The organism is Pedococcus sp. P1_H8 (assembly GCF_056405175.1).
Genome location: NZ_JBFUCP010000005.1, coordinates 106,088 through 123,102, shown reverse-complemented (window position 1 = coordinate 123,102; position 17,015 = coordinate 106,088). Strand labels below are relative to the sequence as shown.

Annotated in this window: 12 protein-coding genes; 5 read left to right on the top strand and 7 right to left on the bottom strand. The window is 69.1% G+C overall.

Features of this window, described 5'->3' with window-relative positions; translation table 11 throughout:
• Positions 1 to 222 precede the first annotated feature (222 nt).
• The 7 genes from AC1DYG_RS09400 to rhaI all read right to left on the bottom strand — a co-directional run bounded on the left by AC1DYG_RS09400 (position 223) and on the right by rhaI (position 8,915).
• Positions 223 to 855 carry a LutC/YkgG family protein gene (locus AC1DYG_RS09400; RefSeq protein ID WP_477639600.1) on the bottom strand — a complete coding sequence of 211 codons (633 nt, stop codon included), beginning with the start codon at positions 853 to 855 and terminating at the stop codon, positions 223 to 225.
• Entirely contained in the window at positions 852 to 2,366 is a 1,515-nt protein-coding gene (locus tag AC1DYG_RS09395; RefSeq protein ID WP_477639599.1) for a lactate utilization protein B, read from the bottom strand. The genes AC1DYG_RS09400 and AC1DYG_RS09395 overlap by 4 nt, the downstream gene beginning before the upstream one ends.
• On the bottom strand, positions 2,363 to 3,106 hold the full coding sequence (locus AC1DYG_RS09390; protein ID WP_477639598.1) for a (Fe-S)-binding protein: 744 nt from the start codon (positions 3,104 to 3,106) through the stop codon (positions 2,363 to 2,365). The genes AC1DYG_RS09395 and AC1DYG_RS09390 overlap by 4 nt, the downstream gene beginning before the upstream one ends.
• Entirely contained in the window at positions 3,106 to 4,137 is a 1,032-nt protein-coding gene (locus tag AC1DYG_RS09385) for a LacI family DNA-binding transcriptional regulator (protein ID WP_477639597.1), read from the bottom strand. The genes AC1DYG_RS09390 and AC1DYG_RS09385 overlap by 1 nt, the downstream gene beginning before the upstream one ends.
• A 74-nt stretch (positions 4,138 to 4,211) precedes the next feature.
• Positions 4,212 to 5,636, bottom strand: a complete 1,425-nt coding sequence (locus tag AC1DYG_RS09380) for a rhamnulokinase (RefSeq protein WP_477639596.1) — start codon at positions 5,634 to 5,636, stop codon at positions 4,212 to 4,214.
• 3 nt (positions 5,637 to 5,639) lie between these two features.
• Positions 5,640 to 7,676 carry a bifunctional aldolase/short-chain dehydrogenase gene (locus AC1DYG_RS09375; protein ID WP_477639595.1) on the bottom strand — a complete coding sequence of 679 codons (2,037 nt, stop codon included), beginning with the start codon at positions 7,674 to 7,676 and terminating at the stop codon, positions 5,640 to 5,642.
• A 72-nt stretch (positions 7,677 to 7,748) separates the two neighbouring features.
• Positions 7,749 to 8,915, bottom strand: coding sequence for an L-rhamnose isomerase (gene rhaI, locus AC1DYG_RS09370; protein ID WP_477639594.1), 1,167 nt, complete (start codon positions 8,913 to 8,915; stop codon positions 7,749 to 7,751).
• Between the two features lie 288 nt (positions 8,916 to 9,203).
• On the opposite strand from rhaI, the gene AC1DYG_RS09365 reads away from it, so the two are divergent.
• The 5 genes from AC1DYG_RS09365 to AC1DYG_RS09345 all read left to right on the top strand — a co-directional run bounded on the left by AC1DYG_RS09365 (position 9,204) and on the right by AC1DYG_RS09345 (position 16,998).
• Entirely contained in the window at positions 9,204 to 10,505 is a 1,302-nt protein-coding gene (locus AC1DYG_RS09365; protein ID WP_477639593.1) for an ABC transporter substrate-binding protein, read from the top strand.
• On the top strand, positions 10,499 to 11,464 hold the full coding sequence (locus tag AC1DYG_RS09360) for a carbohydrate ABC transporter permease (RefSeq protein WP_477639592.1): 966 nt from the start codon (positions 10,499 to 10,501) through the stop codon (positions 11,462 to 11,464). The genes AC1DYG_RS09365 and AC1DYG_RS09360 overlap by 7 nt, the downstream gene beginning before the upstream one ends.
• Entirely contained in the window at positions 11,461 to 12,288 is an 828-nt protein-coding gene (locus tag AC1DYG_RS09355) for a carbohydrate ABC transporter permease (protein ID WP_477639591.1), read from the top strand. Before AC1DYG_RS09360 ends, AC1DYG_RS09355 begins: the two co-directional genes overlap by 4 nt.
• A 112-nt stretch (positions 12,289 to 12,400) precedes the next feature.
• Positions 12,401 to 14,665: an alpha-L-rhamnosidase gene (locus AC1DYG_RS09350; protein WP_477639590.1), complete on the top strand. Its 2,265-nt coding sequence runs from the start codon at positions 12,401 to 12,403 to the stop codon at positions 14,663 to 14,665.
• 11 nt (positions 14,666 to 14,676) lie between these two features.
• Positions 14,677 to 16,998, top strand: coding sequence for an exo-beta-d-1,3/1,6-glucosidase (locus AC1DYG_RS09345; RefSeq protein ID WP_477639589.1), 2,322 nt, complete (start codon positions 14,677 to 14,679; stop codon positions 16,996 to 16,998).
• Positions 16,999 to 17,015: the final 17 nt, after the last annotated feature.

The window sequence follows — 17,015 nt, the reverse complement described above, 5'->3', positions numbered from 1 at the left end:
GACGACCGACCCTGCGACCGGTGAGAGGTGCCTACGCCCCCTGGCCCCCCTGTTGCGTAGGCACCTCTCGTCCCCGCACCAACATTCCTCGCGGTGAGCACTTCAGGCCATAGTCAGTTTGAGCCATTTGCCCACCCATCGGGGCGAGGCATCATGGTTGATTGGGCTTTTCGGAGATAGTCCGACCCTGACGGTGCTCGGCCCGATGGGGCCGCCAGCCGGTCAGCCAGCCAGGACGACGATCAGGGTGCGAGGGCCGTGGACTCCCTCGACGCGGTCCAGCTCGATGTCGCTCGTCGCGGAGGGTCCGCTGATGAAGGTGAGCGGGGCGTTCGGGTCCAGCCGGCCCAGTCCCTCGGGAACAGTCTGGACGATGTCGGTCGCCCGGACGACGCAGACGTGTGTGTCGGGCACCAGGGTGATGGCTCGGCGCCCGCACAGGCCGCCGCCGTCGAGGACGATGGTGCCGGTCTCCGAGATCGCGACCACCGACCCGGTCACGACGGCGGGGACGTGGTCGAGTCCGCGTGCGTCCAGGGAGCCGTCGTCCACGATGACGTCGGCCAGCCAGGCCGTCCACTCACGCGGTGTGCTCGCCGGGGTGACGGCTTGCCCGATCTCGAGGGTGGCCAGGGTGTCGGCGACGGCTCGGCCGATCGAGTCGTCGTCGTCCGCGCCGATGCGGACGACGGTGGCGCGGTAGTCCTCGAGCCGGTCGACGAGCTGCAGAACGAGCTCCGGTGAGCCCGCGGCGTACTCGCCGTGCGTGCGGTAGGCGCGGGGGACCGGCGGCGCCGACGGGTCGTCGCCGAGGGCGCCGCGGATGCGGGCCAGGACCTCCTCGCGAGCGGTCACGACGACGTCCCCCGGGTGCGGGTCCACCAGTCACGGAACGACTCGGCGGGCGGGCTGGGGGCATCCCGTGAGGCTGTCCAGCCGCCCAGCGGCGGCGGCAGCGGAAGGCGCGGCTTGCCTCGTCGTATGCCGTGTCGTGCCACGGCCGCGGCGCGTCCCGCCTTCGCGAAGCGCCCCGAGTCGGCCATGACCCAGGCGGCGGCCTTCATCGCGGCGCCTTCGGGAGTGGGGAGCCGATGGGTGTCGGCGTGCGCCTCGGTGTGCTCGGCGCGCAGCTGGACGAGCAGGTCGGGGATGTTGATCTTGACGGGGCAGACGTCGTAGCAGGCGCCACACAGCGTGGAGGCGTAGGGCAGCGAGTCGTTGGGGTCGTTGCCTCCCGTGAGGCCGGTCAGCAGTGGCGTGAGGATGGCGCCGATCGGGCCGGGATAGACCGAGCCGTAGGCATGGCCGCCGGTGCGTTCGTAGACGGGGCAGACGTTGAGGCAGGCCGAGCAGCGGATGCAGTGCAGGGCGGTGCGGCCCAGGTCGTCGGCCAGCGCGCGGGTGCGGCCGTTGTCGAGCAGGACGAGGTGGAACTCCTGGGGCCCATCGCCGGGAGTGACCCCGGTCCAGGTCGAGGTGTAGGGGTTCATCCGCTCCCCGGTGGACGACCGGGGCAGGAGCTGGAGGAAGACCTCGAGGTCGCGCCAGGTCGGGACGACCTTCTCGATGCCCATCACGGTGATCAGGGTGTCGGGCAACGTCAGGCACATGCGCCCGTTGCCCTCGGACTCGACGACCGTCAGGGTGCCGGTCTCGGCGATCCCGAAGTTGGCGCCGGACACCGCGACCCTGGCTCGCAGGAAGACCTCGCGGAGGTGGGTCCGGGCCGCGGCGGCCAGGACGGTCGGCTCGTCGGTCAGGGCCGGGTCGACGCCGGGCATCTCTCGGGCGAAGATGTCGCGGATCTCTGCGCGGCCGCGGTGGATCGCGGGCACGAGGATGTGCGACGGCTTGTCGTGGCCCAGCTGGACGATGAGCTCGGCCAGGTCGGTCTCATGGGCGGTGATGCCCGCTGCCTCGAGGGCCTCGTTGAGGCCGATCTCCTGGGTGGCCATCGACTTGACCTTGACGACCTCGTCGGCGCCGGCCGCGCGGACGAGGTCGGTGACGATCTGGTTGGCCTCCGCGGCGTCGCGGGCCCAGTGCACCGTGCCGCCGCGGGCGATGATGTTGGCCTCGAGCTGCTCGAGCAGCTCGGGCAGGCGCGCCATCGTGTCGGCCTTGATCGCCGACCCGGCGTCGCGCAGCGCCTCCCAGTCGGGCACCTCGGCCACCACGCTCGCGCGCTTGGCCCGGATGGTCGAGGTCGCATGGGCCAGGTTGCGGCGCAGCTGTGTGTTGGCCAGCGCGTCGCGGGCCTCGACGGGAAACGACCGCTCGCCGGTGAGGTGACCGACAGCCGTGTCGGCGGCGGGCCCCCTTGTGCCGGCGACCCGGCCACCCGGCATACCGAGGAAGGTGCTCATGCGGTGCTCGCCAGGATCTCGGCCAGGTGCACGGGTCGCACCCCTGTCCGCAGGCGCGACAGGCCGCCCCCGATGTGCATGAGGCACGAGGAGTCGCCGGCGGTGACGACCTCGGCCTTGGTGGTCAGCACCGAGGACATCTTGTCGGCGAGCATGGCCGTGGAGGTCTCGGCGTTCTTGACCGAGAAGGTGCCCCCGAAGCCGCAGCAGACGTCCGCGGCCGGCAGCTCCACGAGGTCGATCCCGCGCACGGCGCGCAGCAGCTGCAACGGAGCCTCGCCGACTCCCAGCAGGCGCAGGGAATGGCAGGTGGGGTGGTAGGTCACGCGATGCGGGTACGAGGCACCGACATCGGTCACGCCCAGCACGTCGACGAGGAGCTGGGACAGCTCGAAGGTCTTGGCGGCGACCGCCTCCGCACGCACAGCGAGCGCTTCGTCCCCCGCGCGACGCGCGAGGGAGGCGTGCTGGTGGCGCACCGAGCCTGCACACGATCCGGAGGGGGCGACGACGGCTTCGCAGCCGTCCGCAAGGGCCTGCTCGAAGACCTCGACGTGGTGGCGCACCAGACCCACGGCGTCCCGCTGGTAGCCGGTGTTGGTGTGCATCTGGCCGCAGCAGGTCTGGGCCTGGGGGAAGACGACCTCGTGTCCGAGTCGCTCCAGCACGGCCACGGTCGCCTTGCCGACGTCGGGGAACAGGACGTCTCCGAGGCAGGTGACGAAGAGCGCGATCTTCATCAGGCGCTCCTGCGGGCGGCTGCGGTGGAGGCGCGGGCCACGAGCTCGGGCTGGAAGATGACGTGCTCGTGCTCGTGCTCGTCGCCGTGGTCTGCCTCGTCCATGAGGAGGCGCGCGGCGGTACGACCGAGGAGGTGGCGTGGCTGGGCCACCGTGGTGAGCGGCACCGCGGCCGCTGCCGCGTACTCGATGTCGTCGTACCCGACGATGGCCACGTCGTCCGGCACGCGGACCCCGAGCTGGACCAGGTGCTGCAGGAGGCCCAGGGCGAGCAGGTCGTTGGCGCAGAACACACCGGTCGGCCGACTGCGCCGCGGCAGGCCGAGCAGGCGCTCCCCGGCCCGGCGACCATCGGCGATCGTGAGGGCATCGGTCTGGATCCAGATCAGGTCGTCGGGGCGCAGGCCCGCGGCGTCCATGGCCCTTCGTGCCCCCGTGTGACGGTCCTTGACCTGCGGAATCTCGAGGGGGCCTCCGATGAAGGCCAGGCTCTGGTGCCCTGACTCGATGAGGTGGTTGATGGCGAGCTCGCCGCCGGTCACGTCGTCGACCCCCACCGTGCACCAGTCGTGCGTGCCCTGCGGCGCCCGGTCGACCAGGACCACGGGGACCCCCTGCTCGCGCAGCCGGGCCAGTCGAGGGTTTGCGTAGTCGATCGCCGTGATCAGGACTCCGCGCACGCGCAGCTCGGTGAGCTGCTCGAGGTACTGGTCCTCGCGTTCGGCGTCCAGGTCGCTGTTGCAGATGAACAGCGACAGGTGCTCCGTCTTGGCCACCTCCTCGATGCCTCGTGTGACATCGGTGAAGAACGGGTTGGACGCGTCGAGGACGAGGTAGGCCAGCGTGCGGCTCCGCCCTGCGGCGAGCTGTCGAGCCGAGGCGTTGGGCACGAAGCCGAGCCGGGCGATCGCTGCTTCGACCTTGGCTCGAGTGGTCGGACGGACGGCATCGGGTCGGTTGAGCACGTTGGAGACGGTGCCGACCGAGACTCCCGCCGCGGCGGCGACGTCCTTGATGCTCACCGAAGCCATGTGCCTGTTCCTATCCGTGGGTGCCAACTACCGGGGTGCCTGCTCATTGTTGCGGTTGGGACGCGAGCCCCGGGTCAGGTGGGCACGAAGTCGCGAACCTCCTGGTTTCTGTGCAGGTCTGCCCTGATCTCCTCGAGACTGGCGGGCGCGGCACCGTGGGCACGGGCCTGGACCAGGATGTTGCCCAGGGCCGTTGCCTCGACCGGTCCGCTCGTCACCGGCGTGCCGGAGAGGTCGGCGGTGAGCTGGCACAGGAGCGCGTTCTGCGAACCGCCGCCGACGATGTGGATGACGTCCACGTCGTGCGCGAGGGCCGAGGCCTGCGTCAGCGTGCGGGCGTATGCCGCGGCGAGCGAGTCGAGGATCAAGCGCACCGTGGCAGCGGGGCCGGTTGGCGGGGCCTCGCCCCGCGCTGACACGGCATCGGCAATGCGCCGCGGCATGCGCCCCGGGGCGATCCAGAGCGGGTCGTCGACGTCGATGGTCGGGCCGCCCGCAGGCAGGGACTCGGCTGCGGACAGCAAGGAGGCCAGGTTGTGGTCGACTCCCTCGGCCGCCCAGGTCCGCATCGATTCCTGGAGCAGCCAGAGCCCGCCGACGTTGCGCAGGTACCTGATCCGGCCGTCGACACCGCCTTCGTTGGTGAAGTTCGCCTGCTGGCTCTCCACCGTCAGGACCGGCTTGTCGAGCTCGAGGCCGGCGAGGGACCACGTGCCGCTGGAGACGTAGCCGAACCGGCCGCCAGCAGCTGGCACCGCGACCACTGCCGAGGCCGTGTCGTGCGAACCGACCGTCGTCACCACCACCCGGGCGTTCAGTCCGGTGACGTCACTGACCGCTGGCAGCAGGTGGCCGCGGACCTCGCCCGGCTGCTCGATCTCGGGGAGGACGTGGCGAGGGAGGTCGAGCAGCCGCAGGACCTCGTCCGACCAGTCACCGGTGGATACGTCGAGCAGCCCCGTGGTGGAGGCGTTGGTGGCTTCGGAGCCCAGCTCTCCGGTGAGCCAGTAGGCCAGCAGGTCCGGCAGCAGGACGACGTGGGCGGCCTTGTCCCACAAGGGGGATTGCTTCTCGGCCTCCAGCTGGTAGACCGTGTTGAAGGGGAGGAACTGCAGTCCGTTCACGGCATACAGCTGGTCCTGGCTGATCCGGTCGTGCACCCTGGCGATCACGGCGTCGGTGCGGTCGTCGCGGTAGGAGATCGGCTCGGCGAGCAGCCGCCCGTCGGCGTCGAGCAGGCCGTAGTCGACGGCCCAGGTGTCGATGCCGATGGACTCGACCTCGGGGAACTGGGCGGCCAGTGCCGTCAGCCCGGTGATCACCTCGGCGAAGAGCCCCGTGAGCTTCCAGCGGAGGTGACCACCCTGCATCGCCGCTCCGTTGGCAAAGCGATGCAGGGTGTGCAAGGTGGTCCGGCCGCTCGTCGGGTCGACGACTCCGGCCATGACCCGGCCACCGGAGGCGCCGATGTCGACGGCGCCGAAGACCCTGGTTGCCATGGGCTAGCGCAGGAAGGCGTTGGCGACGCCGGAGTCGACGGGGATGTGCAGGCCGGTGGTGTGGCTGAGCTCGTCGGAGGTCAGGACCGCGGCGGCGTTGGCGACGTGCTCGGGCAGGACCTCGCGGCCGAGCAGGGTGCGCTTGGCGTAGTAGGCGCCGAGCTCCTCCTCCGGCACGCCGTAGACCTCGGCGCGCTTGGCTCCCCAGCCGCCGGCGAAGATGCCGCTGCCGCGGACCACGCCGTCGGGGTTGATGCCGTTGACCTTGATGCCGTGCTCGCCGAGCTCGGCGGCGAGCAGCCGCACCTGGTGGGCCTGGTCGGCCTTGACCGCGGAGTAGGCGATGTTGTTGGGGCCGGCGAAGACCGAGTTCTTGGAGGAGATGTAGAGGATGTCGCCACCGAGCTTCTGGTCGATCATCGCCTTGGCCGCCGCCTTGGAGGCGAGGAAGCTGCCCTTGGCCATGACGTCGTGCTGCAGGTCCCAGTCGGCCTCGGTGGTCTCGAGCAGCGGCTTGGAGATGGACAGGCCGGCGTTGTTGACGAGCAGGTCGATCCCGCCGAAGGCGAGCACCGTGGCGTCGACCGCGGCCTGCACGGCGGCGGCGTCGGTCACGTTCGCCTGCACGCCGACCGCGACGTCGGTGCCGCCGAGCTCCGCGGCCGCGGCCTGCGCCTTGGCGAGGTCGAGGTCGGCGATGACGACGCAGGCGCCCTCGGCGGCGAGCCGGGTCGCGATGGCCTTGCCGATGCCCGAGGCGGCCCCGGTGACGAGGGCGATCCGGCCGGCGTGCGAGCGGGGCCTGGGCATGCGGGCGAGCTTGGCCTCCTCGAGGGCCCAGTACTCGATGCGGAACTTCTCGGACTCGTCGATGGGGGCGTAGGTCGAGACCGCCTCGGCGCCGCGCATGACGTTGATGGCGTTGGTGTAGAACTCGCCGGCGACGCGGGCGGTCTGCTTGTCCTTGCCGTAGGAGAACATGCCCACCCCGGGCACGAGGACGATGGCCGGATCGGCGCCGCGGATCGCGGGGGAGTCGGAAGTCGCGTTGCGGTCGTAGTAGCCCTGATAGTCCTCGCGGTATGCCGTGTGCAGCTCACCGAGGCGCGCGACGGTCTCCTCGACCGTCGCCTCCGCCGGGAGGTCGACGACCAGAGGCTTGACCTTCGTCCGCAGGAAGTGGTCGGGGCACGACGTGCCGAGTTCGGCCAGCGGGGCGAGCCTCTCGCTGGCCAGGAACTCCAGGACCACGTCGGCGTCGCTGAAGTGGCCGACCATGGCCCGGTCCTGCGAGGCGACGGCCCGAAGGTGGGGGGCCAGGGCTGCGGCCTTGGCGCGGCGCTCGGACTCCGGGAGGGCGGCATACCCGGGCAGCTGGGCGCCGAACGGCTCGGTCTTGCCGTGCTCGTCGAGGTAGGCCTGCGCGGTCTGGATGATCCACAGCGAGTTGGCCTCGGCCTCCTCGCTGGTGTCGCCCCACGCGGTCACGCCGTGGCCGCCGAGGATGGTGCCGACGGCCTGCGGGTTGGCCTTCTTGATCGCGGCGATGTCCAGCCCCAGCTGGAAGCCGGGACGGCGCCACGGGACCCAGACGACCTTGTCGCCGTAGATCTCCTTGGTGAGCTGCTCGCCGTCCTTGGCGGTGGCGATGGCGATGCCGCTGTCGGGGTGCAGGTGGTCCACGTGCGCCGCGTCCACGAGGCCGTGCATGGCAGTGTCGATCGATGGGGCGGCGCCGCCCTTGCCGTGCAGGCAGTAGTCGAAGGCTGCGACCATCTCGTCCTCGCGCTCGACGCCGGGGTAGACGTCGACGAGGGACCGCATCCGGTCGAGGCGCAGGACGGCCAGACCGGACTCCTTCAGGGTGCCGAGGTCTCCGCCGGAGCCCTTCACCCAGAGCAGCTCGACCTGCTCGCCGGTCACCGGGTCGGTCTCGGACCCTTTGGCGGAGGTGTTGCCGCCGGCGTAGTTGGTGTTTCTCGGGTCGGCGCCCAGGCGGTTGGAGCGGGCGATCAGGTCGGAGACGGCGGGGTTGGTCATCGGGGGTTCTTTCTCTTTCGAGGGTCAGTCGGTTCGGTGGTCGGTGAGGAGCTCGGGAAGGTGCGGGCGCGGTCAGGCGCCCCAGCCGGCCTGGGTGCCGCCCACCCGGTCGGCGGCGATGCGGTCCTGGTAGCCGCTGGCGGCGTAGGCCTTCATCGGGTCGGCGGGCAGTCCGCGGCTGGCGCGCCAGTCGGCGAGGTCGGGGCGGACATCGGTGTAGAAGGCGTCCATGAGGATGCCGTTGGCGCCCAGGACGTCACCGGCGCGCTCGGCTTCGCGCAGCGCGGCACGGTCGACGAGCAGCGCCCGGGCGGTCATCTCCTGGACGTTGAGGACCGAGCGGATCTGGCCGGGGATCTTGTCCTCGACGTTGTGGCACTGGTCGAGCATGAAGGCCACTTCGCTGTCCTCGCCGTAGCCGCCGCCCCGGATCACCTCGTAGAGGATGCGGAACAGCTGGAACGGGTCGGCTGCCCCGACGATGAGGTCGTCGTCGGCGTAGAAGCGCGAGTTGAAGTCGAAGGAGCCCAGCCGACCGAGCCGCAGCAGCTGGGCGACGATGAACTCGATGTTGGTGCCGGGGGCGTGGTGGCCGGTGTCGAGGCACACGGTGGCCCGCTCGCCCAGGGCCAGGCAGTGGACCAGGGAGGTGCCCCAGTCGGGGACGTCGGTGGCGTAGAAGGCGGGCTCGAAGAACTTGTACTCCAGGACGAGTCGCTGGTCGTCGCCGAGGCGGGCGTAGACCTGCTGGAGGCTGTCGGCCAGGCGGTCCTGGCGGTCGCGCAGGTCACCCTGACCGGGGTAGTTGGTGCCGTCGGCCAGCCAGATCTTCAGGTCACGGCTGCCGGTGACGTCCATGATGTCGATGCACTCGAGCTGGTGGGCGATGGCCTTGGCACGGATCCGCTCGTCGACGTGCGTCAGGCTGCCGAACTTGTAGTCGTCGTCCTGGAACGTGTTGGAGTTGATCGTCCCGAGGCGCACGCCGAGGTCCTCGGCGAAGCGGCCGAGCTTGTCGTAGTCGTCCACCCGGTCCCACGGGATGTGCAGGGCGACTGACGGCGCGAGCCCGGTCAGCTGGTGGACCTGGGCAGCGTCGGTCAGCTTCTCCTCGACCGTGCGGGGAGTGCCGGGGGTGGCGAAGACCTTGAACCGGGTGCCCGAGTTGCCGAACGCCCAGGAGGGCAGTTCGATCGCTTGATGGGAGAGCCTGTCCGCGATATCGGCAAAAGTGTTCATGCCTGTCCGTCCGTCCCTTCGTTCGATCCGAAATGAAGCGTTTCAGTTGAATGGAGTAAACAGCATTGAGCGCGGCTCGTCAACGGGACCAAGGGAGCGATCGGCCACCCCGGTGCGCCGGCGTGAAATCTCGACATCAAGGCACCATCGTCGCTGCAAAAGAAGTTCTGTAGAACGGTTGACACGATCGCGGGCCTGGTTCTACCTTGTAGCGACATCGAGAAATGAAGCGATTCAAAATCGATGGAAGCCATCGCGGATACGCGCCCCAATGCTGTGGAGGTACCCATGAAGATCTACCGCTCGAAGCTGGCGGTCACCGTCGTCACTGCAACTGCCCTCGTCTCGCTCGCGGCCTGCGCTGGTGGGGACTCAGGCTCAGGCTCGTCCGGCGGCAAGACGACGATCACGCTGCTCACCGACAACGCGGAGACGACCGTCAAGCCTGCCAAGGCGATCGCGGCGGCCTTCGAGAAGGCGAACCCGGACATCACAGTCAAGCTGGAGTCCCGGCCCGGTGGTGCCGATGGAGACAACCTGGTCAAGACGAAGCTGTCGACCGGCGACATGGCAGATGTGTTCTGGTACAACTCCGGGTCCCTCCTGCAGGCGCTGAGCCCGGAGAAGACCCTGGTCGACCTGACCAACGACCCGGCCCTCAAGGACACCGACCCGGCGTTCCTGCCGACCGTCACGCAGAACGGCAAGGTCTACGGCGCGCCAGTGGGCACCGTGATGGGTGGCGGCATCCTCTACAACAAGGACGTCTACACCAAGCTCGGGCTGCAGGTGCCCAAGACGTGGGCTGAGTTCGAGTCCAACAGCGACAAGATCAAGGCCGCCGGCATCACCGCGGTGATCGGCAGCTTCAAGGACACCTGGACCTCCCAGCTGTTCGTCCTCGGCGACTTCCACAACGTGGCGTCGGCCAACCCCACCTTCGCCGCCGACTACACGGCGAACAAGGTCAAGTACGCGACCGACGCGGCGGCGGTGAAGGGCTTCGAGAAGACGGCGGAGGCCAAGGCCAAGGGCTGGCTGAACAAGAGCGCCGGATCCACGACCTTCGACCAGGGCATGAAGCTCCTGGCCAGTGGCAAGGCCGCCCAGTACCCGCTCCTCACCTTCCCGGTCGGCACGCTGTCGAAGGAGGACGCCGCCAAGATCGGCTTCTTCGGGATCCCGGGAGACGACGCGAGCAAGAACGGGGCAACCATCTGGCCCGGTAACGGTCAGTACATCCCCAAGGCCAGCAAGAACATCGAGGCTGCCAAGAAGTTCATCGCCTTCGTCGCCTCGCCGGCTGGCTCCGAGGTCTACTCCTCCGCTGCCCCGCCGACCGGCCCCTACATGGTCATCGGGTCCAAGGTTCCGGCTGACGCGCCTCCGGTCGCACAGGACCTCCAGGCCTACATCGACGCCAAGGCCACCACCCCGGCCCTGGAGTTCCTCTCACCGGTCAAGGGCCCGTCGCTCGAGCAGATCACCGTCGCAGTGGCCACCGGACAGACTGACGCCAAGGCTGGGGCCGCCCAGTACGACTCCGACGTGACCAAGCAAGCCAAGCAGCTGGGACTGCCGGGATGGTAACCAACGCCACCCCAAGTCAGACCCGGACGACCGGTCCCCGCGGTGACGCGGGGGCCGGCCGGCCCAGCCGAAAGCAGGTCGGCAACAACGGCGCCCGCAACCTCCGGGCGCGTACGTACTCCTACTGGTTCTACGCCCCGGCAGGCCTCGTGTACGGCCTGATGTTCATTGTCCCCACGGTGATCGCCTTCTACTACTCGCTGACTCGCTGGACGCTGTTCGAGTCCGAGTTCATCGGCCTCGACAACTTCAAGCAGTTCTTCTCCGAGCAGTCCCTTGTCAGCGGCCTCAAGAACACCCTGATCTACGCCGTCGTCACCAGCGGGCTCAAGGTGGTCCTCGGAATGCTCTTCGCCGTGCTGCTCACCGGACCGATCCGGTCGCGCGGCCTCCTGCGTTCGATCGTCTTCTTCCCCGTCCTGGTCAGCACGGTGGCCGTGGGCATCACGTTCAGCGTGCTGCTGCAGCCGGACCTTGGCGTCGTGGCCACCCTTCTGGCCAAGGTGGGCATCACCTCACCGGACTGGCTTGGCGACCCCACCACCGCCCTGCTCTCGGTGGCGCTCGTGGACGTCTGGAAGGGAGTCGGACTGGCCACCCTCATCTACATCGCGGGCATCCTGGCCATCCCCAAGGACTACTACGAGGCCGTCGACGTCGACGGCGGCGGTGCCTGGACCAAGTTCAGGAACGTCACCGTGCCGCTCGCGGCCCCGGCCACCTTCACCGTCATCCTGCTCTCCCTGATCGGTGGCCTGCGCTCCTTCGACCTCATCTGGACCATGACCGGTGGCGGCCCGGGGTTCAGCAGTGACGTCATCGCCTCGGTCATCTACAAGCAGTACCAGGCCGGCTTCTTCGGTCTGGCCACCGCGGGCAACGTCGTCCTGTTCATCCTCGTGTCGCTCATCGTGTTCCCGCTGTTCCGGTACTTCAACTCCAAGGAGGTGGAGTCATGAGAGCCGTGCGACGTGCCTCACTGGAGGTGGTGGCGATCCTCGTCGCCTTGGTCGTGTTCGTCGTGCCGTTCGTGTTCATGTTCCTGACGGCGTCCAAGGACGAGTTCGAGTCCGAGGACTTGAACTTCTCATTGCCGACGTCGTGGCCGATCGTCGACAACCTCAAGGAGGTCTTCGCGGCCCGGGACGGCCTGCTGCTCACGGCCTTCAAGAACAGCATGGTCCTCACCGTTGTCTCCGTGGCGATCGTCGTGGTGCTGTGCGCGATGGTGGGGTACGTCATCCAGCGGCGGCCGGGACGCATCGCGAACATCGCGAACATCCTGGTCCTCTCCGGGTTGATCATCCCGCCGGCCGTCGTGCCGACCATCTGGGTGTTGCAGCAGCTGCACCTGTTCAAGACACTGCCCGGGCTGATCCTCGTCGAGGTGGCCTTCAACATGTCCTTCGCCGTGTTGCTGTTCCGAGCGTTCGTCGCGGCGATCCCGCGCGAGCTCGACGAGGCCGCCATGATCGACGGATGCACGGGGCTGAACCTTTTCTTCCGGGTGATCTTCCCGCTCCTGCGGCCGGTCACGATCACGGTCATCTTGGTGTCGTCCGTCTTCATCTACAGCGACTTCGTCAACCCGCTGTACTTCCTGCCCGGTGACGAGAACGCCACCGTGCAGCTCACCCTTTTCACCTTCCTGAGCCAGTTCAGCACGCAGTACAACCTGCTGTTCATGGACATCGTGCTCGTCACGCTGCCGCCGCTCATCCTCTTCATCTTCTTCAACCGCAAGATCGTCGCCGGCATGACTGCCGGTGCCGTGAAGGGCTGACACCCCCCGGCGACTCCAGCGACTCGGATGACTCGGGCTGCGCAATGCCGCCGCCCGAGTTGCCCGACCGCCCACGTCCACATCGACTCGACTTCCGTTCTGAAAGGCAGACATGACCCACGACTGGTCCGCGGACCTGATCGCCCCCGACGAGGACTTCGCCGGAGCTCCGTTGCTGCGCAAGGAGTTTGCGCTCGACCAGGGCCACGGTGCCGTTGTCGGCGCGACGCTCTTCGTGACTGCGCACGGAGTCGTCGAGCCGACCCTCAACGGCGCGCCCGTCTCCGACGAGGTGCTCACGCCGGGGTGGACCAGCTACGAGTGGCGCCTGCGCTACCGCAGCTACGACGTCCTCCCGCTCGTCTCGGACACCTCGGTGCTGGGGCTCGCGCTCGGCAACGGCTGGTTCCGCGGACGCCTGGGGTGGAGTGGCAAGGGTGCGTTCTACGGCTCCGAGCTCGCCGGCCTCGCCGAGCTGCACCTGGAGTTCGGGGATGGCCATCGTCAGGTCGTCGGCACGGACGCCACCTGGCAGTCAGGTCCGTCCGCCACGCTGGCCAACGACCTCTACGACGGCCAGACCATCGACGCTCGCCTGGACTCCTCGGACTGGACCCTCCCGGGGGCAGCGCTCGAGGGTTGGTCCGGGGTGCACGTCGTCACCCACGACGCTGCTCGCCTCGAGCCCTACCTCGGGCCTCCTGTCCGCCGTCAGGAGGTCGTGACACCGGTGAAGGTGTGGACCTCCCCGGCCGGCGCCACATTGGTCGACTTCGGACAGAACCTCGTGGGCTGGCTGCGCTTCACCGTGCAGGGAGAAGCAGGCGGCGAGATCACGGTTCGTCACGCCGAGGTGCTCGAGCACGACGAGCTCGGTACGCGGCCGCTACGCAGCGCGGAGGCCACCGACCGATTCATCCTCAGTGGGGGAGTGGACACCTTCGAGCCCACCAAGACCTTTCACGGCTTCCGGTATGCCGAGGTGTCGGGTTGGCCGGGCCAGCTCACCACCGACTCAGTCGAGGCTGTGGTCGTCCACTCCGAGCTGAAGCCGACAGGGACGTTCGAGTGCTCCGACGAACTCCTGAACCAGCTGCACCGCAACGTCGTCTGGGGTCTGAAGGGCAACTTCCTCGACGTCCCGACCGACTGCCCGCAGCGCGACGAGCGGCTCGGCTGGACCGGTGACATCGCAGCGTTCGCCCCCACCGCGGCATACCTGTATGACGTCTCCGGCTTCCTCTCGAACTGGCTCGTCGATGTCGACCTCGAGCAGAGCCACGCAGAGGGCATGGTGCCGTTCGTGGTGCCGGACGTGCTCAAGTACATGGAGATCCCGGCGGACTTCCCCGACCCCGACAGCACGGCGATCTGGAGTGACGCGGCGGTCTGGGTGCCGTGGGCGCTCTGGGAGGCCTACGGGGATCGCGAGGCCCTGGCCCGCCAGTACCCCGCCATGACGGCGCACACCCGCCGCGTCGAGGGGCTCCTCTCGGATACCGACCTGTGGGACAAGGGTTTCCAGTTCGGCGACTGGCTGGACCCCCAGGCGCCGCCGGACGCGCCCTTCGAGGCGCGTGCCGACAAGGGCGTCCTCGCGACCGCGTGCTACTACCGCAGCTTGCGCCAGGTCCAGGCGGCGGCCGACATCCTCGGCAATCCGGACGACGCGGGCTACTTCTCGGCGCTGGCAGAGCGGGTGCGCAGCGCCTTCCAGAAGCACTACGTCACGGACGGCGGCCGCGTCCTCAGCGACTGCGCCACCGTCTACGCCCTCGCCATCGAGTTCGGCCTGCTCGACGGTGCTGATCGCCAGGGCGCCGGTGACCGGCTCGCGGAACTGGTGCGGCAGAACGGGTTCCGCATCTCCACCGGGTTCGCGGGGACGCCGTTCGTGACCGACGCATTGACGTCGACCGGCCACCTGGACGACGCCTACAGCCTGCTGCTGGAGCGGGAGTGCCCGTCGTGGCTCTACCCGGTCACGATGGGTGCCACCACGGTCTGGGAACGGTGGGACTCCATGCTTCCCGACGGGACGATCAACCCCGGCGAGATGACGAGCTTCAACCACTACGCCCTTGGCGCCGTGGCCGACTGGATGCACCGGACGATCGGCGGGATCGCCGCGCTCAGCCCGGGGTACGACCGCGTGCTGGTCGCGCCACGGCCGGGCGGCGGCCTGACCTGGGCCAAAGCAGCCCTCGAGACCAGGCACGGAGCCATCTCGACCGACTGGTCGCTCGACGACGACGGGCTGTCGCTTCGCGTGACCGTCCCCGAGGGAGTGGAGGCGCAGGTGCAGCTGCCGGACGGGACGCAGCAGACGGTCGGCGCCGGAGAGCATGCCTTCTCGAGTGTTGCCCGGCAGGGATGACGGAGGCGCCGGTGAACAGCCAGCCCGTGCTGCCGTACCAGGACGCGTCGATCCCGATCGACGAACGGCTCGAGGACCTTCTCTCCCGAATGACGTTGGGGGAGAAGGTCGGCCAGATGCTGCAGCTCGATGCTCGGGGCGATCTCGAGGACGTGGTGACCACCAAGCTGTCCGGTTCGATCCTGCACGCCTCTCCTGAGCGTCTGCTGGCCGCGATCGAGCTGGCGGCCTCGACCCGGCTGGGCATCCCGCTGCTCACGGCTGACGACTGCATCCACGGCCACTCGTTCTGGCCCGGCGCCACGATCTTTCCCACCCAGCTGGGGATGGCCTGCTCGTGGGATGCCGGGCTGGTGCAGCGCGCGGCCCGGGCGACGGCCGTCGAGGTCGCGGCAACGGGGATCCACTGGACCTTCTCGCCGGTCCTGTGCATCACCCGTGACCTGCGGTGGGGGCGGGTCAACGAGACGTTCGGGGAGGACCCTGTCCTCATCGGCGAGCTGGGGGCGGCGATGGTGCGCGGCTACCAGGGGGCGGGCCTGGACGACCCGACGGCGGTACTGGCCTGTGCCAAGCACTTTGCCGGGTACTCCGAGACACAGGGGGGCCGCGACGCCAGCGAGGCCGACCTCAGCCGGCGCAAGCTGCGCTCGTGGTTCCTCCCACCCTTCGAGCGGGCCGTCGCGGAGGGGTGTCGCACCTTCATGCTCGGGTACCAGGCGATGGACGGTGTCCCGATCACCGCGAACCGCTGGCTGCTCAACGACGTGCTCAAGGGGGAGTGGGGGTTCACCGGAACGCTCGTGACCGACTGGGACAACGTCGGGAGGATGGTCTGGGAGCAGAAGGTCTGCGCGGATGCCACAGAGGCGGCCACGATCGCGGTGGGTGCCGGCAACGACCTGGTGATGGCGACCCCGGACTTCTTCGACGGCGCCCAGGCAGCGGTCGCGCAGGGGAGTCTGGACGAGCAGCAGATCGATGACGCCGTCCGGCGGATCCTGCGTCTGAAGTTCGAGCTGGGACTGTTCGAGGACCCCCGTGCGCCCGATCCCGCGCGGCAGGCGGCCGTGATCGGGTGCGCCGAGCACACTGCCCTCAACCTCGAGCTCGCCCGCCGGTCACTGGTGCTGCTGCGCAACGACGGCACCCTCCCACTCGAGGGCGGGATCGGCGGGATCGTCGGCAGCGACGAGTACGGTGCGGACGGCGGGGGCCGTTCCGTCGCACCGGGACTGCAACGCACCGTTGCGGTCATCGGACCCAATGCCGATGATCCCCAGTCCATGCTCGGTGACTGGGCCGGCGCGTCCGGCCAGGTGAACTGGATGCCGGACGGGCATCCCCGCGAGTCGGTGACCACCGTGCTCGACGGGTTCCGCTCGGTGGTCCCCGACGGCTGGACCGTCACCCATGCCCGCGGTGCCGACATCGAGCTGCTGGTACCGGATCCCGAAGGGGCGACCTACCCGGACGGTCAACCCCGTCCGCCGCTGTTCGCCTCGGCGCCCGTGGACGTCGAACTGATCGAGGAGGCCGTGGCCCTCGCCGAGGCGGCCGACTACGTCGTGGCCGTCGTCGGGGACACCGTCGCCCTGACGGGGGAGACCTGCTCGACCGCCACGCTGGAGCTCCAGGGCGGACAGGTGGCCCTGCTCGACGCCCTCGTCGCCACCGGCACCCCTGTCGTCGTCGTGCTGGTGCACGGAAAGCCGGCGGTGCTGCCGCCAGCTGCTCTGGCCGCCTCCGGCCTTGTCGAGGCGTTCAACCCCGGCATGCAGGGCGGGCGGGCCGTGGCCGAGCTGGTGCTCGGGCTCATCGAGCCGTCCGGACGACTGCCACTGTCCGTGCCACGGCACGTGGGGCAGCAGCCCATCTACTACAACCAGGTGCGCGGTCAGCACGGCAACCGGTATGCCGACCTGACGCAGGACCCGCTCTTCGCCTTCGGCGAGGGGTTGTCCTACAGCTCCGTCGCGTACACCGACCTCACGATCACCCATGACGTCGTCGCAGCGGACGGAATGGTTCAGGCGGAGGTGACGGTCAGCAACACCGGCAGCCGGCCCGTGCTGGAGACGGTTCAGGCCTACCTGCGCGACGTCGTCACGAGCGTCACCTGGGCGGACAAGGAGCTCAAGGCCTGGCGTCAGGTGGAGCTGGCGGCGGGAGGGTCCGCCCGCGTCGCGTTGGAGATCCCCGCAGCGAGCTGTTCACTCGTCGACGCGACGGGTCTGCGGCTGGTCGAGCCGGGACAGTTCGAGCTCCTCGTCGGGCCGAGCTCGCGTGAGGCTGACCTGCTGTGCGCGTCCTTCACGGTGGTGCAGGTTTGAGGGTTGGTCCAGCGTGA